This is a genomic window from Actinomyces israelii DSM 43320 (assembly GCF_000711965.1).
In the GTDB taxonomy this organism is placed as follows: Bacteria; Actinomycetota; Actinomycetes; order Actinomycetales; family Actinomycetaceae; genus Actinomyces; species Actinomyces israelii.
This window is the reverse complement of record NZ_JONS01000018.1, coordinates 11,111-27,143: the sequence shown is the minus strand read 5'-3', so window position 1 is coordinate 27,143 and position 16,033 is coordinate 11,111. Positions and strand designations below refer to the sequence as shown.

At 70.3% G+C, this 16,033-nt stretch carries 13 protein-coding genes and 1 pseudogene; 2 read left to right on the top strand and 12 right to left on the bottom strand.

Translation table 11 applies throughout. The annotated features are described in order from the left end of the window. Positions 1–151 precede the first annotated feature (151 nt). Positions 152–436, top strand: coding sequence for a YciI family protein (locus O145_RS07865; RefSeq protein ID WP_043562103.1), 285 nt, complete (start codon positions 152–154; stop codon positions 434–436). Between the two features lie 49 nt (positions 437–485). Here the strand turns inward: O145_RS07865 and O145_RS07860 are convergent, their stop codons facing one another. From O145_RS07860 to O145_RS07835, 6 genes are all read right to left on the bottom strand, one after another. Beyond that, positions 486–2,987: an HAD-IC family P-type ATPase gene (locus O145_RS07860; RefSeq protein ID WP_229118430.1), complete on the bottom strand. Its 2,502-nt coding sequence runs from the start codon at positions 2,985–2,987 to the stop codon at positions 486–488. A 44-nt stretch (positions 2,988–3,031) separates the two neighbouring features. Beyond that, positions 3,032–4,021 (bottom strand): TerC/Alx family metal homeostasis membrane protein, encoded by a 990-nt coding sequence (locus O145_RS07855; protein ID WP_043562101.1) that lies wholly within the window; start codon positions 4,019–4,021, stop codon positions 3,032–3,034. A 31-nt stretch (positions 4,022–4,052) separates the two neighbouring features. Then, positions 4,053–5,081 carry a TerC family protein gene (locus tag O145_RS07850; RefSeq protein WP_043562098.1) on the bottom strand — a complete coding sequence of 343 codons (1,029 nt, stop codon included), beginning with the start codon at positions 5,079–5,081 and terminating at the stop codon, positions 4,053–4,055. 289 nt (positions 5,082–5,370) lie between these two features. Beyond that, on the bottom strand, positions 5,371–5,751 hold the full coding sequence (locus O145_RS16445; RefSeq protein ID WP_156966657.1) for a hypothetical protein: 381 nt from the start codon (positions 5,749–5,751) through the stop codon (positions 5,371–5,373). 22 nt (positions 5,752–5,773) lie between these two features. Beyond that, positions 5,774–7,870: an excinuclease ABC subunit UvrB gene (uvrB, locus tag O145_RS07840; protein ID WP_043562096.1), complete on the bottom strand. Its 2,097-nt coding sequence runs from the start codon at positions 7,868–7,870 to the stop codon at positions 5,774–5,776. Between the two features lie 397 nt (positions 7,871–8,267). Further along, positions 8,268–8,459, bottom strand: coding sequence for a hypothetical protein (locus O145_RS07835; RefSeq protein WP_052374834.1), 192 nt, complete (start codon positions 8,457–8,459; stop codon positions 8,268–8,270). Positions 8,460–8,826: 367 nt separating this feature from the next. Between O145_RS07835 and O145_RS19055 the strand changes: the two genes are divergently transcribed. Then, positions 8,827–9,105: a hypothetical protein gene (locus tag O145_RS19055; RefSeq protein WP_229118429.1), complete on the top strand. Its 279-nt coding sequence runs from the start codon at positions 8,827–8,829 to the stop codon at positions 9,103–9,105. 259 nt (positions 9,106–9,364) lie between these two features. Here the strand turns inward: O145_RS19055 and O145_RS07825 are convergent, their stop codons facing one another. From O145_RS07825 to O145_RS19885, 6 genes and pseudogenes are all read right to left on the bottom strand, one after another. Continuing rightward, a complete protein-coding gene (locus O145_RS07825) occupies positions 9,365–11,707 on the bottom strand; it encodes an ABC transporter permease family protein (RefSeq protein ID WP_043562093.1) in 2,343 nt (780 codons plus the stop codon). Beyond that, on the bottom strand, positions 11,704–12,453 hold the full coding sequence (locus tag O145_RS07820; RefSeq protein WP_043562091.1) for an ABC transporter ATP-binding protein: 750 nt from the start codon (positions 12,451–12,453) through the stop codon (positions 11,704–11,706). The genes O145_RS07825 and O145_RS07820 overlap by 4 nt, the downstream gene beginning before the upstream one ends. A 100-nt stretch (positions 12,454–12,553) precedes the next feature. Continuing rightward, positions 12,554–12,913, bottom strand: a complete 360-nt coding sequence (locus tag O145_RS18615; protein ID WP_169740331.1) for a hypothetical protein — start codon at positions 12,911–12,913, stop codon at positions 12,554–12,556. A 297-nt stretch (positions 12,914–13,210) separates the two neighbouring features. Beyond that, on the bottom strand, positions 13,211–14,128 hold the full coding sequence (locus O145_RS07815) for an AMP-binding protein (RefSeq protein WP_052374831.1): 918 nt from the start codon (positions 14,126–14,128) through the stop codon (positions 13,211–13,213). A 1,513-nt stretch (positions 14,129–15,641) separates the two neighbouring features. Next, positions 15,642–15,812: a hypothetical protein gene (locus O145_RS19050; RefSeq protein ID WP_229118428.1), complete on the bottom strand. Its 171-nt coding sequence runs from the start codon at positions 15,810–15,812 to the stop codon at positions 15,642–15,644. A gap of 58 nt (positions 15,813–15,870) precedes the next feature. After that, positions 15,871–15,972, bottom strand: a pseudogene (locus tag O145_RS19885) (hypothetical protein); the annotation flags it as partial. Positions 15,973–16,033: the final 61 nt, after the last annotated feature.

Below are 16,033 nucleotides of genomic sequence, written 5' to 3'. Positions count from 1 at the left end.
CCGAGAGGCTTCGTACACGCGTTCGACACGTCTCATCGGTCTCATGCGGGTCGTCCCGGGCCCTCCTCGCGGGCCCGCCCGGCGGCCCTGCCGGAACGCTCCAGCCGGCGGTCCGCCCGCCCTCGGCCCGCGCTGTGCGTAGGCTGGGGCCATGAGCAAGATCTACGCCGTCGAGTACCGCTACGTCACCGACCGCGACGAGGAGATGGCCGAGGTCCGCCCCTCCCACCGCGCCTTCAACGGCTCCCTGGCCGACAGGGGCCTGCTGCTCGCCGCGGGCCCCTACGTGGGCACGCACGACGCGCTCATCGTGGTGCGCGCCGAGGACGGGGCGGGGGCGCTGGAGCTGCTCGACGACGACCCGTTCAACAGGGCCGGCTTCATCGCCGAGCGGGTCCCCCGCGAGTGGAACCCCGTCATCGGCCTCCTGGCCTGAGCGGGCGCCAGGGCTGCTCGCGCTCAAGAGCGCGCCGGACACAGCGCCGTCAGTCGCGAGCCCGGGAGCCCGCCAGGCGGCGGCGCACGAGGTGGACCGTCTCGATCCCGACCACCGCAGCCCCTCCGACCACCGCGATGACCAGCCAGGTGGCCGGGGTCGGCCACGCCAGGACGAAGAACTCCCTCACCGCCGGCACGAGCACCCCCAGCACCGCCGCTCCCGCCATGAGGACGACCAGGCCGAGCCGCCAGCCCAGCAGGGGCCTGGCGGTCAGGGTGAGAAGCGACAGGCCCGAGACGACCAGGACCAGTGTGGCGCCGGTGGTGACCTGGTCCTGCCCGGCCCGCTCGACGGCGAGCCACTGGCGCGCCGCAAGGGTCGCGGCCCCGGCGATGACGCCGGCCGGGACGGCCAGGGTGAGCACCCGGCGCAGGAAGCCGGACCGGTAGCGCCGGCTGTTGGGGGCCAGGGCCAGCACGAAGGCGGGCAGGCCGATGGTCAGGGAGGACACGATGGTCAGCTGGCGGGGCAGGAACGGGTAGCCGATCGCCGTGATGGCCACGACGACGGCGATGAGCGAGGCGTAGACCGTCTTGGCCAGGAACAGCGAGGCGATCCGCTCGGTGTTGGCCATGACCCGGCGGCCCTCGGCGACGACGCCGGGAAGCGCGGAGAACTCGCCGGACAGCAGGACCATGCGGGCGACTGCCTTGGTGGCGGGGGCGCCGTTGCCCATGGCGATGCCCAGGTCGGCGTCCTTCAGGGCGAGGGAGTCGTTGACGCCGTCGCCGGTCATGGCCACGGTGCGCCCGCGGCTTTGCAGCGCCTGGACGAGGGCGCGCTTCTGCTCCGGGACCACGCGGCCGAGCACCTGCGCCCCCTCGGCCGCCTCGGCGAGCTCATCCAGCGCCGCCGGGCCGGCGGCCTCGGCGGGAAGCTCTCGGGCGTCGAGGGCCGCCGGCGCGCCGCCGTCGGGGGCGGCGACCCCGGCCTTGGCGGCGACCGCGGCCACGGTCGTAGGGTTGTCGCCGCTGATGATCTTGACGTCGACGCCCTGGGCACGGAAGTAGTCCAGGGTCTGTGCGGCGTCGGGGCGGATCTGCTCGGAGAGCATCACCAGCCCGGCCGCCCGCCTGGTCTCGGGCAGCCGGGCCTCGCCGTCGTCGCCCCGGGTGCAGGGCCGCTGCGCGCTGGCGAGGGCGACAACGCGCACGCCGCCGGTGCTCAGGTCCTGGACGTGGGCGAGCAGCTCCGGCCCGCCGTCGGCCCCGGTCAGGACGATCTCGGGGGCGCCCATGAGCCAGGTCTGCCCGTCCAGCACGGCCGCTGACCACTTGCGCCGCGAGGAGAAGGCGATGGCGCCCTGGACGCGGGAGGTGACCTGCCCGGCGCCGGGCGGGGTGTCCCCGTCGGCGGGCGTCTCCGCGCTCCGCCGGGCGAGCCCCTCGAGCACCGCCTTGGCGGTGGCGTTGGGGTCGGCGACGGCGGTCAGGGCCAGCAGCGGCTCGCGAAGCACGACGGTGGCGTCGGCCAGCCCGCCCGCGCCGTCGTCGGCCAGCACGTCCGTCAAGGCGATCCGGCCGGTGGTGAGCGTACCGGTCTTGTCCAGACAGAGGGTGTCGACACGCGCGAGGACCTCGACGGCGGGCAGCTCCTGGACGAGCACCCGGCGGCGGGCCAGGGTCAGGGAGGCGGTGGCGAAGTTGACGCTGGTGAGCAGGACGAGCCCCTGGGGCACCATGCCGACCACTCCGGCGACGGCGGCCACCAGGGCGGTTCGCCACTGGCCCGTGGGCGCGCCGGCGGCGCTGATGGCCGTGCCGCGCATCTGCGACCAGAGCAGCAGCAGCGCCACGGGCACGATCACCCAGGAGATCCACCGCAGGACCCGGTTGGTGCCCACCTGGAGCTCGGAGGTCACCACCGAGTAGCGGCGGGCCTCGCGCGCCAGCCGGTTGGCGTAGGCGTCGGCGCCCACGGCGGTCGCCCGCACCAGGGCGGTGCCGGCGGTCACGGTGGTCCCGGACAGCACCCGGTCCCCGGCACGGGGCCGGACGGGGTCGGACTCGCCGGTGAGGATGGACTCGTCGACCTCCAGGCCGTCCGCCGTCAGGACGGCGGCATCGGCCGGCACCTGCTCCCCGCTGCGCAGACGCAGCACGTCGTCCAGGACGACGTCGGCCACGTCGAGCTCGACCTCGCGCCCGTCGCGCACGGCGCAGGCGGTCGGGGCCTCCAGGAAGGCGAGGCGGTCGAGCGCGCGCTTGGCGCGCACCTCGGCCACAGTGCCCGTGGCGGTGTTGAGGATCAGGACGATGCCGAACAGGGCGTCGGCCCAGTGCCCCACTGCGAGCACCACGACGAGCGCGGTGGCCAGGATGGCGTTGAACATGGTGAAGACGTTGGCGCGCAGGATCGCGGTCACGGAGCGGGATGTGCGCACCCTGTAGGCGTTGGTGCGCCCCTCCCGCACGCGCTCGGCGACCTCGGCGGCCGACAGGCCCCGGCGGTCCTTGGAGACGGGGTGCGACGTGCTCGTCTGGCTCATCGGGTCAGCATGCCCGGCCCGGCCGCCGGATCCCAGCCGGGCGCTCACGCCCGCCTCCGCGCGTGGATGAGACTGGTCACGGCCACGAGGGCCAGGGTGATGACGATCAGCCCCAGCGAGACCTCGGTGGACGGCTCCGGGAGGGCCGTGACGGGCTCGCCGCCGTTGATGAAGGGCAGCGTGTTCTCGTGCAGGGCGTGGTTGACGAGCTTGAGGCCGATGAAGCCCAGGATGACGGTCAGCCCGTAGGGCAGGTACACCAGGTGGGACAGGAGCCCGTCGATGAGGAAGAAGAGCTGGCGCAGGCCGAGCAGGGAGAAGGCGGTGGCGCTGAAGACGAGGAAGGGCTCGGAGGTCAGGCCGAAGATGGCCGGGATGGAGTCGAAGGCGAACATGAGGTCGGCGGTGCCCAGGGCGATCACCACAATGAGCAGGGGCGTGATCATGGTGCGCCCGGCGTGGCGGTGGATGAGCTTGTTCCCGACGAAGCCGTCGGTGGTGGGCAGCAGGCGCCGCACGAGGCGGGTCACCGAGTTGTCCACGTACGCGGTGGCGTCCTCCTCGGTGTCGTCGTCCTTGCGGGCGTCGAGGAGCTGCTTGACGGCCGTGTAGACGAGGAAGGCGCCGAAGAGGTAGAAGACCCAGCTGAAGTGCCGGATGAGGGCGGCGCCCGTCAGGATGAAGACCAGGCGCAGCACCAGGGCGGTGGCGATGCCCAGCAGCAGCGCCTTCTGCTGGAAGTCGCGCGGTACGCGGAAGGCGGACAGGATGAGGATGAAGACGAAGAGGTTGTCCACGCTCAGTGACCACTCGGTGAGCCAGCCGGCGTAGAACTGCCCCGCGTAGGTCCTGCCGTCGCTGCCCCACACGGCCAGCCCGTAGACGACGGCCAGGCAGATGTAGCCGATGGTCCATCCGGTCGCCTCGCGCATCGACGGCGGGTGGGGCTTGCGGGCATGACCGATGAAGTCGACCATCAGCAGGCCGGTGACAATGACGGCCAGGGCGAGCCAGGCCATGGGGCTGACGCTCATGCGCTGATGCTCCTCGCAGATCGCCATGCGCTCAGGCGTCGGTGGACTCGGGGACCCGGGCCGGCCTCGATGCGTCTCGCGCGCGTCTGGAGGCCAGGACGGAGGCGGCGACGGTAATGATGACGACGACGACGATATAGCCCAGCGACACCCCGATGGACGGCTCGGTGACGGCATCCCACGGCTGCCCGCCGTTGATGAAGGGCACCTCGTTGGTGTGCAGGGCGTGGTTGACGAGCTTGAGGCCGATGAAGCCCAGGATCGCGGCCAGGCCGTAGTGCAGGTAGACGAGGCGGTCCAGCAGGCCGTCGATGAGGAAGTAGAGCTGGCGCAGCCCGAGCAGGGAGAAGGCGTTGGCTGCGAAGACGAGGTAGGGCTCGGCGGTCAGCGAGTAGATCGCCGGGATGGAGTCGACGGCGAACACGACGTCGGCGGTGCCGATGGCGATAATGCACAGGAGCAGGGGCGTGATCATGGTGCGCCCGGCATGGCGGTGGAGGAGCCTTCCCCCCACGAAGCCGTTGGTCATGGGGACGATCCGGGAGACCAGCTTGACGAGTCCCGAGGGCCGGTAGCCATCGGCGTCGGGCTCCTCGGGCTTCTCAATGCCCTCCCGCGCCTGGGCGACGGCGGTCCACAGCAGCCAGGCGCCGAAGAGGTAGAACACCCAGGAGAAGTTCTCGATGAGGGCGGCGCCCGCCAGGATGAAGACCAGGCGCAGCACCAGGGCGATGACGATGCCGGCGAGCAGGACCTCCTGCTGGTACCTCCGGGGCACCCGGAAGCTGGAGATCATAATGACGAAGACGAAGAGGTTGTCGATGCTCAGGGACTTCTCGGTGATGTACCCCGCGAAGTACTCCTCGCCGTAGTCGGCCCCCCACACGGCCGCGACGATCGTGCCGAAGACGACGGCGACGGCGATGTATCCGGCCGACCACCAGGCGGCCTCCCTCACGGTGGGCTCGTGAGGGGTCCTGACGTGGCCGACGATGTCGACCGCGATCATGGTCAGGATAATGGCGGCCAGGGCCAGCCACCCGAGGGCGTGGACGTCCACTAGTAGTACCTCCGGTACAGCTCGAGTACCGGAGGTCTCCTCCCGCCATGGGCTCGGGCCGCCGGGGCCGTCGCGCTGGCCTGCGACGCCGGGGGCCGGCGCCTCGTCCGGACGAGGACCGGTCCGCCGTGATGACGACGTCGCCGTTGGTGGGAGTACTCCCCTCCGTATGCAGGTGCGTGATGCGAGTCTAGCCTCCCAGACCTGTCTCGGGCCTCACCGCGGGTCCCCAGCGCTGTGTCATCGGCTACGTCGGGGCGCGCCATCGAGCTGTGCGACCACGGTGGCGTCACCCGTCGGCGCAGCGCCGCACCGGCCCCAGACCGGCGGTGAGGCCCGCCTCGAGGAGGAAGGCGGGGGCCGGACGGGCGTAGGCCTCGGACGCGGGCAGGTCGCAGACCTCCCTGCGGACCGCGATCCGCTCGATCCTCCCGAAGCTGAGCGTCAAGCGGCCCGTCGCCGTGGCGTTCCGGCAGGTGCGATGGCGCCGTCGGCACCCGAGGCCGATGACCGGTCCGGCGAAGGCGGCCATGGACACCCAGCTCTTGAGGGCCAGGTCGGTCGCCCCGTCCCGGCCGGTGGTGGTCGCGTAGACGATCTGCCCCGCCACCGGCGAGGGACGCCACCGCCACTTGTCGAGGGGCAGGGCCCGGAAGGCGCCGTCGCTCATGCGCTCGCCCCGTCTCACCGCCTCAGCTCGCCGCCCGCATGTCGCGCAGCTCCTTCTTCAGGTCGCGGATCTCGTCACGCAGGCGGGCGGCCAACTCGAACTGGAGGTCCTCGGCCGCGGCGTGCATCTGCTGAGTGAGCTCGTTGATGAGCCCCGTCAGGTCGCTCTGCGCCGCTCCGGCGAGCCTCTCGCGCACCGTGGCCTCGGCGGCCCTCTTGCGGCGCCCGACGACGGCCCGTTCCTCGTGCCCCCGGTAGCCGCCGGCCAGCAGCTCGGCGGTGTCCACGTCCTCGCGGGCGAGCATGTCGGTCACGTCCGCGATCTTCTTGCGCAGGGGCTGCGGGTCGATCCCGTGGGCGTCGTTGTAGGCCAGCTGCTTGGCGCGGCGCCGCTCGGTCTCCTCGATGGCCTCAGCCATGGCGGGGGTGACCTGGTCGGCGTACATGTGCACCTCGCCGGAGACGTTGCGTGCGGCGCGCCCGACGGTCTGGATGAGCGAGCGCGTCGAGCGCAGGAAGCCCTCCTTGTCGGCGTCGAGGATGGACACCAGGGAGACCTCCGGCAGGTCCAGACCCTCGCGCAGCAGGTTGATGCCGACCAGCACGTCGAACTTGCCGAGCCGCAGCTCGCGCAGCAGCTCGACGCGGCGCAGGGTGTCGACGTCGGAGTGGAGGTACTCCACGCGCACGCCGCGGTCCGCCAGGTAGGTGGCCAGGTCCTCGGCCATGCGCTTGGTCAGGGTGGTGACCAGCACGCGCTCGTCCCGCTCCACCCGGGTGCGCACCTCCTCCAGCAGGTCGTCGATCTGCCCCTGCGTGGGCTTGACGACGATCTTGGGGTCCACCAGGCCGGTGGGGCGGATGATCTGCTCGACGACGCCGTCGCCGCGCTGCGTCTCGTAGTCGCCGGGGGTGGCGGACAGGTAGACGGTCTGCCCGATGCGGCCCTCGAACTCGGCGAAGGTGAGCGGCCTGTTGTCCAGGGCGCTGGGCAGGCGGAAGCCGTGGTCGACCAGCGTGCGCTTGCGGGAGGCGTCGCCCTCGTGCATGGCCCCGATCTGGGGAACAGTGACGTGGGACTCGTCGATAACCAGGAGGAAGTCCTCCGGGAAGTAGTCCAGCAGCGTGTTGGGCGGGGTGCCCGGGGAGCGGCCGTCGATGTGCATGGAGTAGTTCTCCACACCCGAGCAGGTGCCGATCTGGCCGAGCATCTCCAGGTCGTAGGTGGTGCGCATGCGCAGACGCTGGGCCTCCAGGAGCCTGCCGTCGCGCTCCAGGACGGCCAGGCGCTCGGCCAGCTCGGCCTCGATGCCCTCGATCGCGCGCTGCAGGCGCTCGGGCCCGGCGACGTAGTGGGAGGCGGGGAAGACGAAGACCTGGTCGGTGGAGGCGATGACGTCCCCGGTGACCGGGTGGAGGGTGGCCAGGGACTCGATCTCGTCGCCGAAGAACTCGATGCGGATGGCGAGCTCCTCGTACATAGGGATGATCTCGACGGTGTCCCCGCGCACACGGAAGGTCCCGCGGGTGAAGTCGACGTCGTTGCGCGTGTACTGCATGGCGACGAAGCGGCGCAGGAGCTCGTCGCGGTCGATCTGCTCGCCCACGGCCAGGGGCGTCATGCGGTCCACGTACTCCTGGGGCGTGCCCAGGCCGTAGATGCAGGACACGGAGGAGACGACGACGACGTCGCGGCGGGTCAGCAGGGAGTTGGTGGCGCTGTGGCGCAGCCGCTCGACCTCGTCGTTGATGGAGGAGTCCTTCTCGATGAAGGTGTCGGTCTGGGGGACGTAGGCCTCGGGCTGGTAGTAGTCGTAGTAGGACACGAAGTACTCCACCGCGTTGTTCGGCAGCAGCTCGCGGAACTCGGCGGCCATCTGGGCGGCCAGGGTCTTGTTGGGCTCCATGATGAGGGTGGGGCGCTGGACCTGCTCGACCAGCCAGGCGGTGGTGGCCGACTTGCCGGTCCCGGTGGCGCCGAGCAGGACGATGTCCTTCTCGCCGGCGCCCAGCCGCTCGGCGAGCTCGGCGATGGCGGCGGGCTGGTCGCCGCTGGGCGAGTAGGGGCTGACGACCTCGAAGGGCTTGGCGGCGCGCTGGAGCTCGGTGACGGGACGCATGGGCCCAGGCTACGCGGCCGCGGCGGCGTCATCCGCCATCCCCTATCGGCCTCCAGGGGTCGCGGGGTCTTGTCACGCCCGATCCGGCCCTGCGATCCGCGGCCTCCAGAAGGTGATGACAACGGCTCGCCGCCCCTGACCGGGCGGACTGCGTCGGCGCTGGAACGGCGGGATACCCACCCTGGCCGACAAGGGCTACGCGGGTGCCGGCATCGGCATCAAGACCCCCATCAAGGGCCACAAGCCCTCAGGAGAGACACCCTCGCCCATCAACCATCACCAAAGTCCTTGCCACCGCCCTCGTCATCCTCAACCTGAACAACACCACCCCCTGATGAGAAAGGCTCAGTACATCGAAGGAGTAGAAACCGCCGCGCCCGTGGCCCATTTGGACCAGTCAGGGCCATACGTCAGCCACGGGTGCCTGCAGCACCGTCTCGTGCGTCTTGACAATCTCGGCGTCGGGCAGGAGGTCATCCTCGGGGAGAGGCTCCGCATTATCGCCGCGTGGACGCAGGCAGCTGTTCACATAGGCGACCCCGGCACCCCCGAGGGCGATGGACGCGATCCAGCGGCTGCGCTCGCTCATGCACCCTTCCTACGGGCGCTCAGCGCCCAGTCAAACGATCGACGAGACTCATCTTGTATGCCCGCGAAAGAGGTTCGGTGCCTCATCTGGAACTGCCCGCGAAAGTCGCGGATCGTGGTGAGCATGGGGAGTGGATTGTCAATGCGAGCCAGGGTGGAGATCACCAGGAAGTACGCGGGGGCGTATGCCAAGGCGTCAAAGAAGGACAAGGGGCGGATGCTGGACAAGGTGCGCGCGGTGATCGGTTGGAGCCGGGAGGGCTCCAGGCGGCGCCTGAGGACGGTAGCCAAGCGCCCTCCCGGTGTAGGAAAGCCCATACCCCGGGCCAGGATGCGCAAGTACTCCTACGAAGAACGACCAGGCCACTATGGAGTCTAAGAACAACCACTTGGTGCGTCACTACGCCTTCTACCACCGCTATGACACCGACGCCGAGCGGGAGGTGCCGGAGCCGGCTGTGGGCCCTGGCCACGTGCAGGTCAACTCCCCTAGACCCCCACCAAGAAGCCCAACGGGTGGGGCACCGACAAGACTGGCAAACGCAAACGCCTGTACCCCCCCCCGCATCCCGCTGGACCGCCTGCTGGACACCGACGTCCTGACCGGCACGCAGAAGCAGGAGCTGATCGCCTACCGCAACCGTTGAACCCGGCCGCCATCACCCGTCGCACCGCACGGGCTCCAGGACGTGCTCATCGCGCTGGCCAAGGACAAGACCGACCAGCACCCGTCTCGCCCGGTTCCCAAGCGTCCTGCCCGACGTCCACAAGGGCATCCGAGTCAAGAAAGCCTCCTAGACCCTCACAGCTTCGCGGGCAGTCCCAGGTGAGGCGTCGATGAGTTTTCGCGGGCACCTTGACATGAGGCACTCCGGCGATCCGAACCAGCGGCCGCGACGCGGCGACCTACTCGGACACCAGCTCGGATGACGCCGCACGCGGCAGCGTCTTCGCTGCGAACCATGCGACGGCGCCGCAGAGGATCCCGAAGCCCAGGCACACGATCGTCATCTCCACCGCGTCGCCGCCCAGGTCGACCGTGCTCAGCCCGACTCGACCGAGCAGCACCGTGAGCAGCGGTTCCGCCAGGACATTCGAGGTGAGGGCCCCCAGCGCCGCCGCAGCAGCAGCCGTCACCGCGAAACTCAGCGCGAGCTGGCGGCGCAGCTGGCCGCGCGCGTAACCGAGCACGGTCATGATGGCGTAGGTCCGTCTGTCGACGGCCGCGGCCGACAGCGCAAGGAAGGTCGCCACCACGCCCGCGAGGAGCGCGCCGAGGGCCGAGACCAGGGCGATGACTCCCCGCAGCGCGAGCTGAACCGTCGAGACGGTGGACGCCACCTGCGCACGGCCCCCCGATGCGGAGATGCCAGTGCTGGCATTGAGCCGCTCCAGGAGGTCGCTCAGCTGGTCGCTGTCGAGCTCGTGGTCGAAGGTCACGTAGTAGTAAGGGCTGGGCGCGCTGGGCTCCAGGCGCTGAAACGCTTCCTCGGTGAGCCACACCGTCATGCCCGCCTGGTTGACGGTGTCGTACACGCCACTGACCTCGTAGGTCGTGGCGTCGTCGCCGCCGAGCGCCACCCGGTCACCGACTCCGACGCCGATGGACCGGGCCAGGCCCCGGGCGAGGAGCACCTCGTCCGCGGAGGACGGCAACCGGCCCCCGGTGACCCTGAGCGAGTCCGGGAAGCCGGTCGAGACAGTGCCGACCACGGTCCGTCCCTCGACCCTGACGTTGACCGAGCGGTGGGCGGCGACGTAGACGGGCTCGGGCAGGCCGGTCTCCTCCACGGCCCGGTCCAGCGCGGCGTCGAAGACGGCTCCCGGGTCCTCGGTCCGGGTCAGGACCAGCGCCGTCACGTCGTACGAGTCCAGGCCGAGGGTCTGGATCGTCCGGTCCCGGGTGGCGAAAGAGGCCCCGAGCGGCAGGAGGGTTCCCATGAGGAAGGAGAAGGCCAGCGCCGTGACGAACAGGCTCACGTACCTGCCGGGGGAGCGGACCAGGTCCTTGAACACTAGCGCCCAGCCCGTGGGCAGGCGAGTCAGGCGCGCGAGTGAGGGTCCGGCCCGCCTCGCGGGCTCCGACCCGGTCTGATTCGCCAGGGCGGCGCGCGGGCTGAGAGAGGACAGAACCCGGGTCGCCGCAAGCGCAGTCGCGCACACGAGCGCCATGACGCCCACGGCGGCGACGACCCCGGGCCATCGGACCACCGCGGGCACGGAGGACAGGCCGTTGGCGGACAGGTAGAGGCCCCCCAGCGCCGGGATCGTCCAGATCGAGGCGACGGCGCCCACGAGGCACCCGGCGCCGCTAAGGACCGCCAGCCTCGCCCCGAGCCTCAGCCTGATCTGGGCCGAGCTGAGCCCGAGCACCTTGAGGACCCCGGAGCTGCGCCACTCGCGGCGGATGAGCACGCCACTGATGTGCCGGAGCACGAGCACGAGCACGATCCCCAGGACGACAGTCGTCATGAGCAGGACGGCGCTGACGATGCCGGGAATGATGGCGAAGCTGCGCATGAGGAAGGAGCGGTCGTAGGCGAAGTCGGCGTCGGAGACCCAGTCGAGGTCGGCGAGGAGCCCCGCCGGGGTCGTCACGGCGCTGTCGGCCCGCAGGGCGACGAGCGTCACGAGGGCTCCGTCGCCCTGCGACGCCCGCACCGTGTCGAGGACCGCGTCGTAGGTCTCTTCGCTGACGACGGCGCGCTTGTAGCCCATCATCGGTGAGCCGAAGACCGGGTCGTCGAACGTGCCCGCCAGGGTCAGCTCGTGCTGGCCGACCCCGGTGTCGACGGTGAGGGCGTCGCCCTCGTGCAGGCCCAGCGCCTGTGCGGTCGCCACGGGCAGGATGACGTTCCCCTGCGGCGCCAGGCTTTGGCCGTCGATGTCGATGCCCGGCTCCAGGTCGGCGGCGCGCGTCAGGTTGAAGGATGCCTCCTCCCCCGCGACCCTCGCCGTCACGGTGATGCTGACCGTGCGGTCGACCCCGCTCACACCCTCCATTCGGGCGGTCCGCTCCAGCTCGTCGTCGATGGTCGGCTCCCCGGTGAAGCGGATGACGACGTCGGGTGACTGCGCCTCGTCGTAGAGCCGCCCCTGCGACCGGCTGGAGGTGAGCATCCCGCCGACCGTGGTCGACAGCAGGGCCGTCACCAAGAGGGAGACGAGCACGATCACCGTGGAGAACACGCGGTCCCGCCCCAGGTCCCGCCTGAGGAGGAGCCCGAGCGCGGTCGGAGGCCGCCTCACCAGCCCATCTCCTCGAGCCAGTCGCGCACCCGGATCTCGCGCTCCGCGAGGGGCACGTCGCGGGACCCGGAGTCCAGCTCGGCGACGACGCGCCCGTCACGCAGGTAGATGACGCGGTTGCCGCGGGCCGCGGCCCGGGGGTCATGCGTCACCATGACCGTGGTCTGCCCCGACGCGTTGGTCTGCTCAAGCAGGTCAAGAATCGTTGTTCCTGCGGCGGAGTGGAGGGCGCCGGTCGGCTCGTCCGCGAAGAGCACGACCGGATCGGTCAGAAGGGCGCGGGCGATGGCGGCCCGCTGCTGCTCGCCGCCCGAGGCCTGCTGCGGGCCCCGCTGCATGGCCTCGGCCAGGCCGACGGCGGTCAGCAGCTCCTCCGCCTGTTGGACGGCGCGCCGTCGTCCGGCGGCTCCTCGGCCGTTCAGCCCGGGCAGCGCCACGTTCTCCAGCAGGGACAGGTGCGGCAGGAGGTTGATCTGCTGGAAGACGAATCCGACCCGGCGCCGGATCGTCGTCAGCTCCTTCTCCCTGAGACGGTCGATCCGTGACCCGCCCAGCTCGATGCAGCCCTCCGTGGGTCTGTCGACGCCGCTCAGGCAGTACAGCAGCGTGGACTTCCCCGCGCCGGAGCTGCCCATGATGGTGACGAACTCGCCGGCGTCGACCCGCAGGTCGATGCCGTCGAGGACAGTCGCCCCTTCCCGGCCGTAGCGCTTGACCAGTCCCGTGGCCCTGATCGTCGCGGTCATGAGTACCTCCCTGTTCCAGTGGGTGTATCGGCCGTCTCACGGAGGCGGCGGGTCGGGTCGAGGTTCGGCGTCACGAATCGTGCCGGCACCGGTGCGCGGGTCATGGGCGGCCCGTCCCGGGGCGGGGGAACCGGCCGGTCCGGATGAAGAACTCCACTGTGCGCGCGAGCATCTCATCGGTCACGGGCCTCAGGCTCGCGTCGACCTCGTTCAAAGCCCTGCGGGTCGACTCCGAGGATAGCGGGACGTCGAGCGCCCCCTGCCAGTCCAGCAGCGGCACCAAGGACGCGGCCGCGTTGCCCGGCTCGCCCTTGAGTCTTCCGAGCCACCGGTCCATCGTCGTCCGTCCGAGTCGGTAGCCCAGACCCCGAAGGACGCGGACAACTGCGTCCAGCGAGGTTCCGGCGCCGTGGCTCAGGTGGTAGGTCTCTCCGACGTATCCCCCGACCGACAGGCTCACGATCGCCGCCGCGACTTCGTCGACCGCGACCAGGTGGGCAGGGTACCCGTTTGCGCGGATCGACGATCCGAAGCGACAGCCCGTTAACGGGCCGACCGCAGCCCACAAGCGTCACGCTGCCGGGCTCCCCGGGGGCGCGTTCCGCCCTGTCCCGTCGAAGGGCGTCGGCATCGAGAGTGTAGGTCCTTACGCCCCGATCGCCCGAGACGAGCACGACGTTCTCGGCCAGGCCGTAGGACGGCATGAGCGCGTCGGGTCTCAGGCCGACCCGCCCGAGCTCGGCCTCAACCAGCCCCATTACCGCGCCGTTGATCGGTTCCGAGCCGACGACGACCCCGTGCAGCCCGCTGAGGTCGATCCCCTCCAGGTCCGCCGGCTGCATCCGGCGCATGATGAGCTCGAAGGCGAAGCTCGGCGCAGCCGAATACGCGCGGGGAACCTCGCGAGGGCGCCAATCCACGCCCCTGGCTGCCCTATGCACGCTGTCGGCTCCATGAAGACCGCCCGGCACCCAACTCGGACCGGCACAAGCAGGCCATTGAGCAGATCCATGTCATGGAAGAACGGCAGCCAGGAGACCGACGTGCACCCGGCGTCAGGAGCGAACCTCTCCACGATCTGGTCGAGGTTCTTGTGCAGGGCGCTGTGCGTCACGACAACCCCCGCCGGTGTGCTGGTGGAGCCTGACGTGTACTGAAGGTACGCGACATCCTCGGCACCGATATCCTCGGCGGGCACCGGACGCTCCTCTGGATCCCGGCTGTCGTCGACCGCGATGACCCGCGGGGCGCGAGCCCGGTCGAGATCGCAACTGAGCCGCCCGACCAGCCCGCGCACGGCGTCCAGGTGCTCCTCCGTGGTCAGGACGACCGCGGGGTCGCAGTCCGCGATCACTGATCGAAGTCTTATCTCGTGACCGGGGCTCTCGACTGTCGAGACCGGCACGGCCACGAGCGCGGCGCGCAGGCAGGCGAAGAACGCGACGGGGTAATACAGGGTCTGGGGCAGGGCGAGGACCACTCTGTCCTGGCGGTCGCACACCACAGTGAGCCTACGGGCCAAGATGGCGACCCGCAGGTCGAACTGCTCCCACGTCAGTGTCTCGAGCGTAGAGTTCCCGTGCCCGTCCGGGCGCAGGTGTGTGTAGGCGGCGGCCTCGGGCCTCGTCCGCCGCCAGCCGCGCAACGCCGAGTACAACGGAGCGGGAGTTCCCATGCAGCGCCTCCATCAGGGTGAGAGGTACAGGGTTCACGTCTGCAGCAACCTGTGTAGCACAACGACCGTCTGGTGTCAACGCTACGACGAGACTCATCTTGTATACCCGCGAAAGAAGTCTGGTGCCTCATCTGGAACTGCCCGCGAAAGTCGCGGATCGTGGTGGGCATGCGGGGGGTGGGTTGTCGATGCGGGTCAGGGCGGAGATCACTAGGAATGGCTGGAGTTGAACAAGATCGGTGTGTGGTGGTGTGGGAGGGGCGCGGGGGTGTTGTCCGGGGCGCGCGGGGGCTGGCGGTGCCGGCTCTGGCGGCATCTTGTGCGTGCCTGGTGGGACCCGGGGTCGGGGGGCGCAGGGGGCGTGTGGATGGGTGTGATTCGCCCCGGCTCCTGACCGGGGGCGTGGAGGTCGGTCAGGGCCCTTGGCGTGGTGGAGCCCGGCGTCGCCCAGGACGGCCGCGGTCCTCCTTGTCCCTCACCGGTCTCGCCCGCCGGGCGACCCGTCATGAGGGCGGGTCCGCTCGGCGTCCTGGTCTCCCTGGATCGGGTGGGTCCTCATCCTCCTGGTCGTCAGGCTCGGTGCCCCGGGGAACGACCGGCTCGCCTTCGCCCGGTCCGCGTACAGCCTTGCCCTCCTCCCCCCTGGGGAGGGCCGCGTGCGCCGGGTCCCGGCCCCGGATCCCGGCCACCCGCCTGGCGACGCCCCCTTCTCGTCGCGGCGCCCCACGAACAGGCCGGGCAGCCTGAGGCTCACGCCCGACAAGGCCCATGAGCAGCAGGTCAGCAGGAGCCCGACCCCTACCGGGCACCGAACCTGATCAGACGCGACCACCCCCAAGAAGCCGCGGGCGCCCCAGAGCCCGTCCCCGGCGCCCGCCCCCGAGAGCGGCTTCGACGGCGGCTCACCAGGAACCTCCTCCACCTCCTCCCTTCTGCGCCCTCCTGAGCCCCACCGCGTTCCCGCCCACGGCGCGACCGGTCACCACAGGGCCCAGCCCGCCCCTGCCGCCACCGCGACAGCCACTCGCGCACCGCCTCCCCCGGCCCGCCCGACCACCTCCGCGACAGCACCCAGGTCGACACCACGGGCAGCGCACACAACCGCCCCCGCCCTCAGCCCCCGCCAGCTCGCAGGGTGTCCGAACACCTCCTCCACCCGATGAGGACGCCCCGCCCCCCGCCATGTCGATCTGCACGAGACAACCCTCATGCGAGACCCCCGCAAGCACCAACCAGGAGTCCCCCAGCAGCCGCCCCAGAACGCCATTTTTGCTTAATTCCAGCCAAAGTACGCAGGGGCATATGCCAAGGCGGCAAAGGAAGGACAAGGGAGGATGCCGGGACGAGACGTGGCGGTAACCGGCAGGGTACCGGGAGGGCGCCAGCCCTGCTCCGCCACCCCAGCCACGCACCCCACAGACACCTTACCACCACACCCTCAAACGCGAAGAGCCAGCAAATCTCAATGACCCACCTTGCTTCCTCTGGTCACAAGACGAACATATGGCTGGAATTAAACAAGATCGGTGTGTGGCGGTGTGACTGGGAGGTACTCGAAGTCGTAGTCGAAGGTGCGGTTGGTGATGTAGGCGGTGAAGGCCGCGAAGGTGTTCTCCGGGGCGAGCGCGCGGAGGTTGGCGATATTGTTCTTGGCGGTGTCCCGTACGTGCTTGGTGGGACCCAAGGTCGGGGGCGTACGGGGGCATGTAGATGGGCGTGATGCGCTCCAGAGCCTGACCGGGGGCATACAGGGCATTCAAAGCCTTGGCGTGGTGGAACCTGGTGTTGTCCAGGACCACCGCGATCTTCTTTTTCTCACCGCTCTCGCGCGCCAGGCGACCCATCATGAGGGCGGGTCTGCTCGGCGTTCTGGTCTCCCTGGAACGGGTAGATTCTCATTTTTTT

What these genes read in the sequence shown, in the direction of transcription:
- O145_RS16445 (WP_156966657.1), bottom strand. Translation starts at nt 5,751, where the DNA reads ATGAGCGACGGCGCCTTCCGGGCCCTGCCCCTCGACAAGTGGCGGTGG.
- O145_RS07855 (WP_043562101.1), bottom strand. Translation starts at nt 4,021, where the DNA reads ATGAGCGTCAGCCCCATGGCCTGGCTCGCCCTGGCCGTCATTGTCACC.
- uvrB (WP_043562096.1), bottom strand. Translation starts at nt 7,870, where the DNA reads ATGCGTCCCGTCACCGAGCTCCAGCGCGCCGCCAAGCCCTTCGAGGTC.
- O145_RS07815 (WP_052374831.1), bottom strand. Translation starts at nt 14,128, where the DNA reads ATGGGAACTCCCGCTCCGTTGTACTCGGCGTTGCGCGGCTGGCGGCGG.
- O145_RS19055 (WP_229118429.1), top strand. Translation starts at nt 8,827, where the DNA reads ATGGAGTCTAAGAACAACCACTTGGTGCGTCACTACGCCTTCTACCAC.
- O145_RS07860 (WP_229118430.1), bottom strand. Translation starts at nt 2,987, where the DNA reads ATGAGCCAGACGAGCACGTCGCACCCCGTCTCCAAGGACCGCCGGGGC.
- O145_RS07835 (WP_052374834.1), bottom strand. Translation starts at nt 8,459, where the DNA reads ATGAGCGAGCGCAGCCGCTGGATCGCGTCCATCGCCCTCGGGGGTGCC.
- O145_RS07820 (WP_043562091.1), bottom strand. Translation starts at nt 12,453, where the DNA reads ATGACCGCGACGATCAGGGCCACGGGACTGGTCAAGCGCTACGGCCGG.
- O145_RS07865 (WP_043562103.1), top strand. Translation starts at nt 152, where the DNA reads ATGAGCAAGATCTACGCCGTCGAGTACCGCTACGTCACCGACCGCGAC.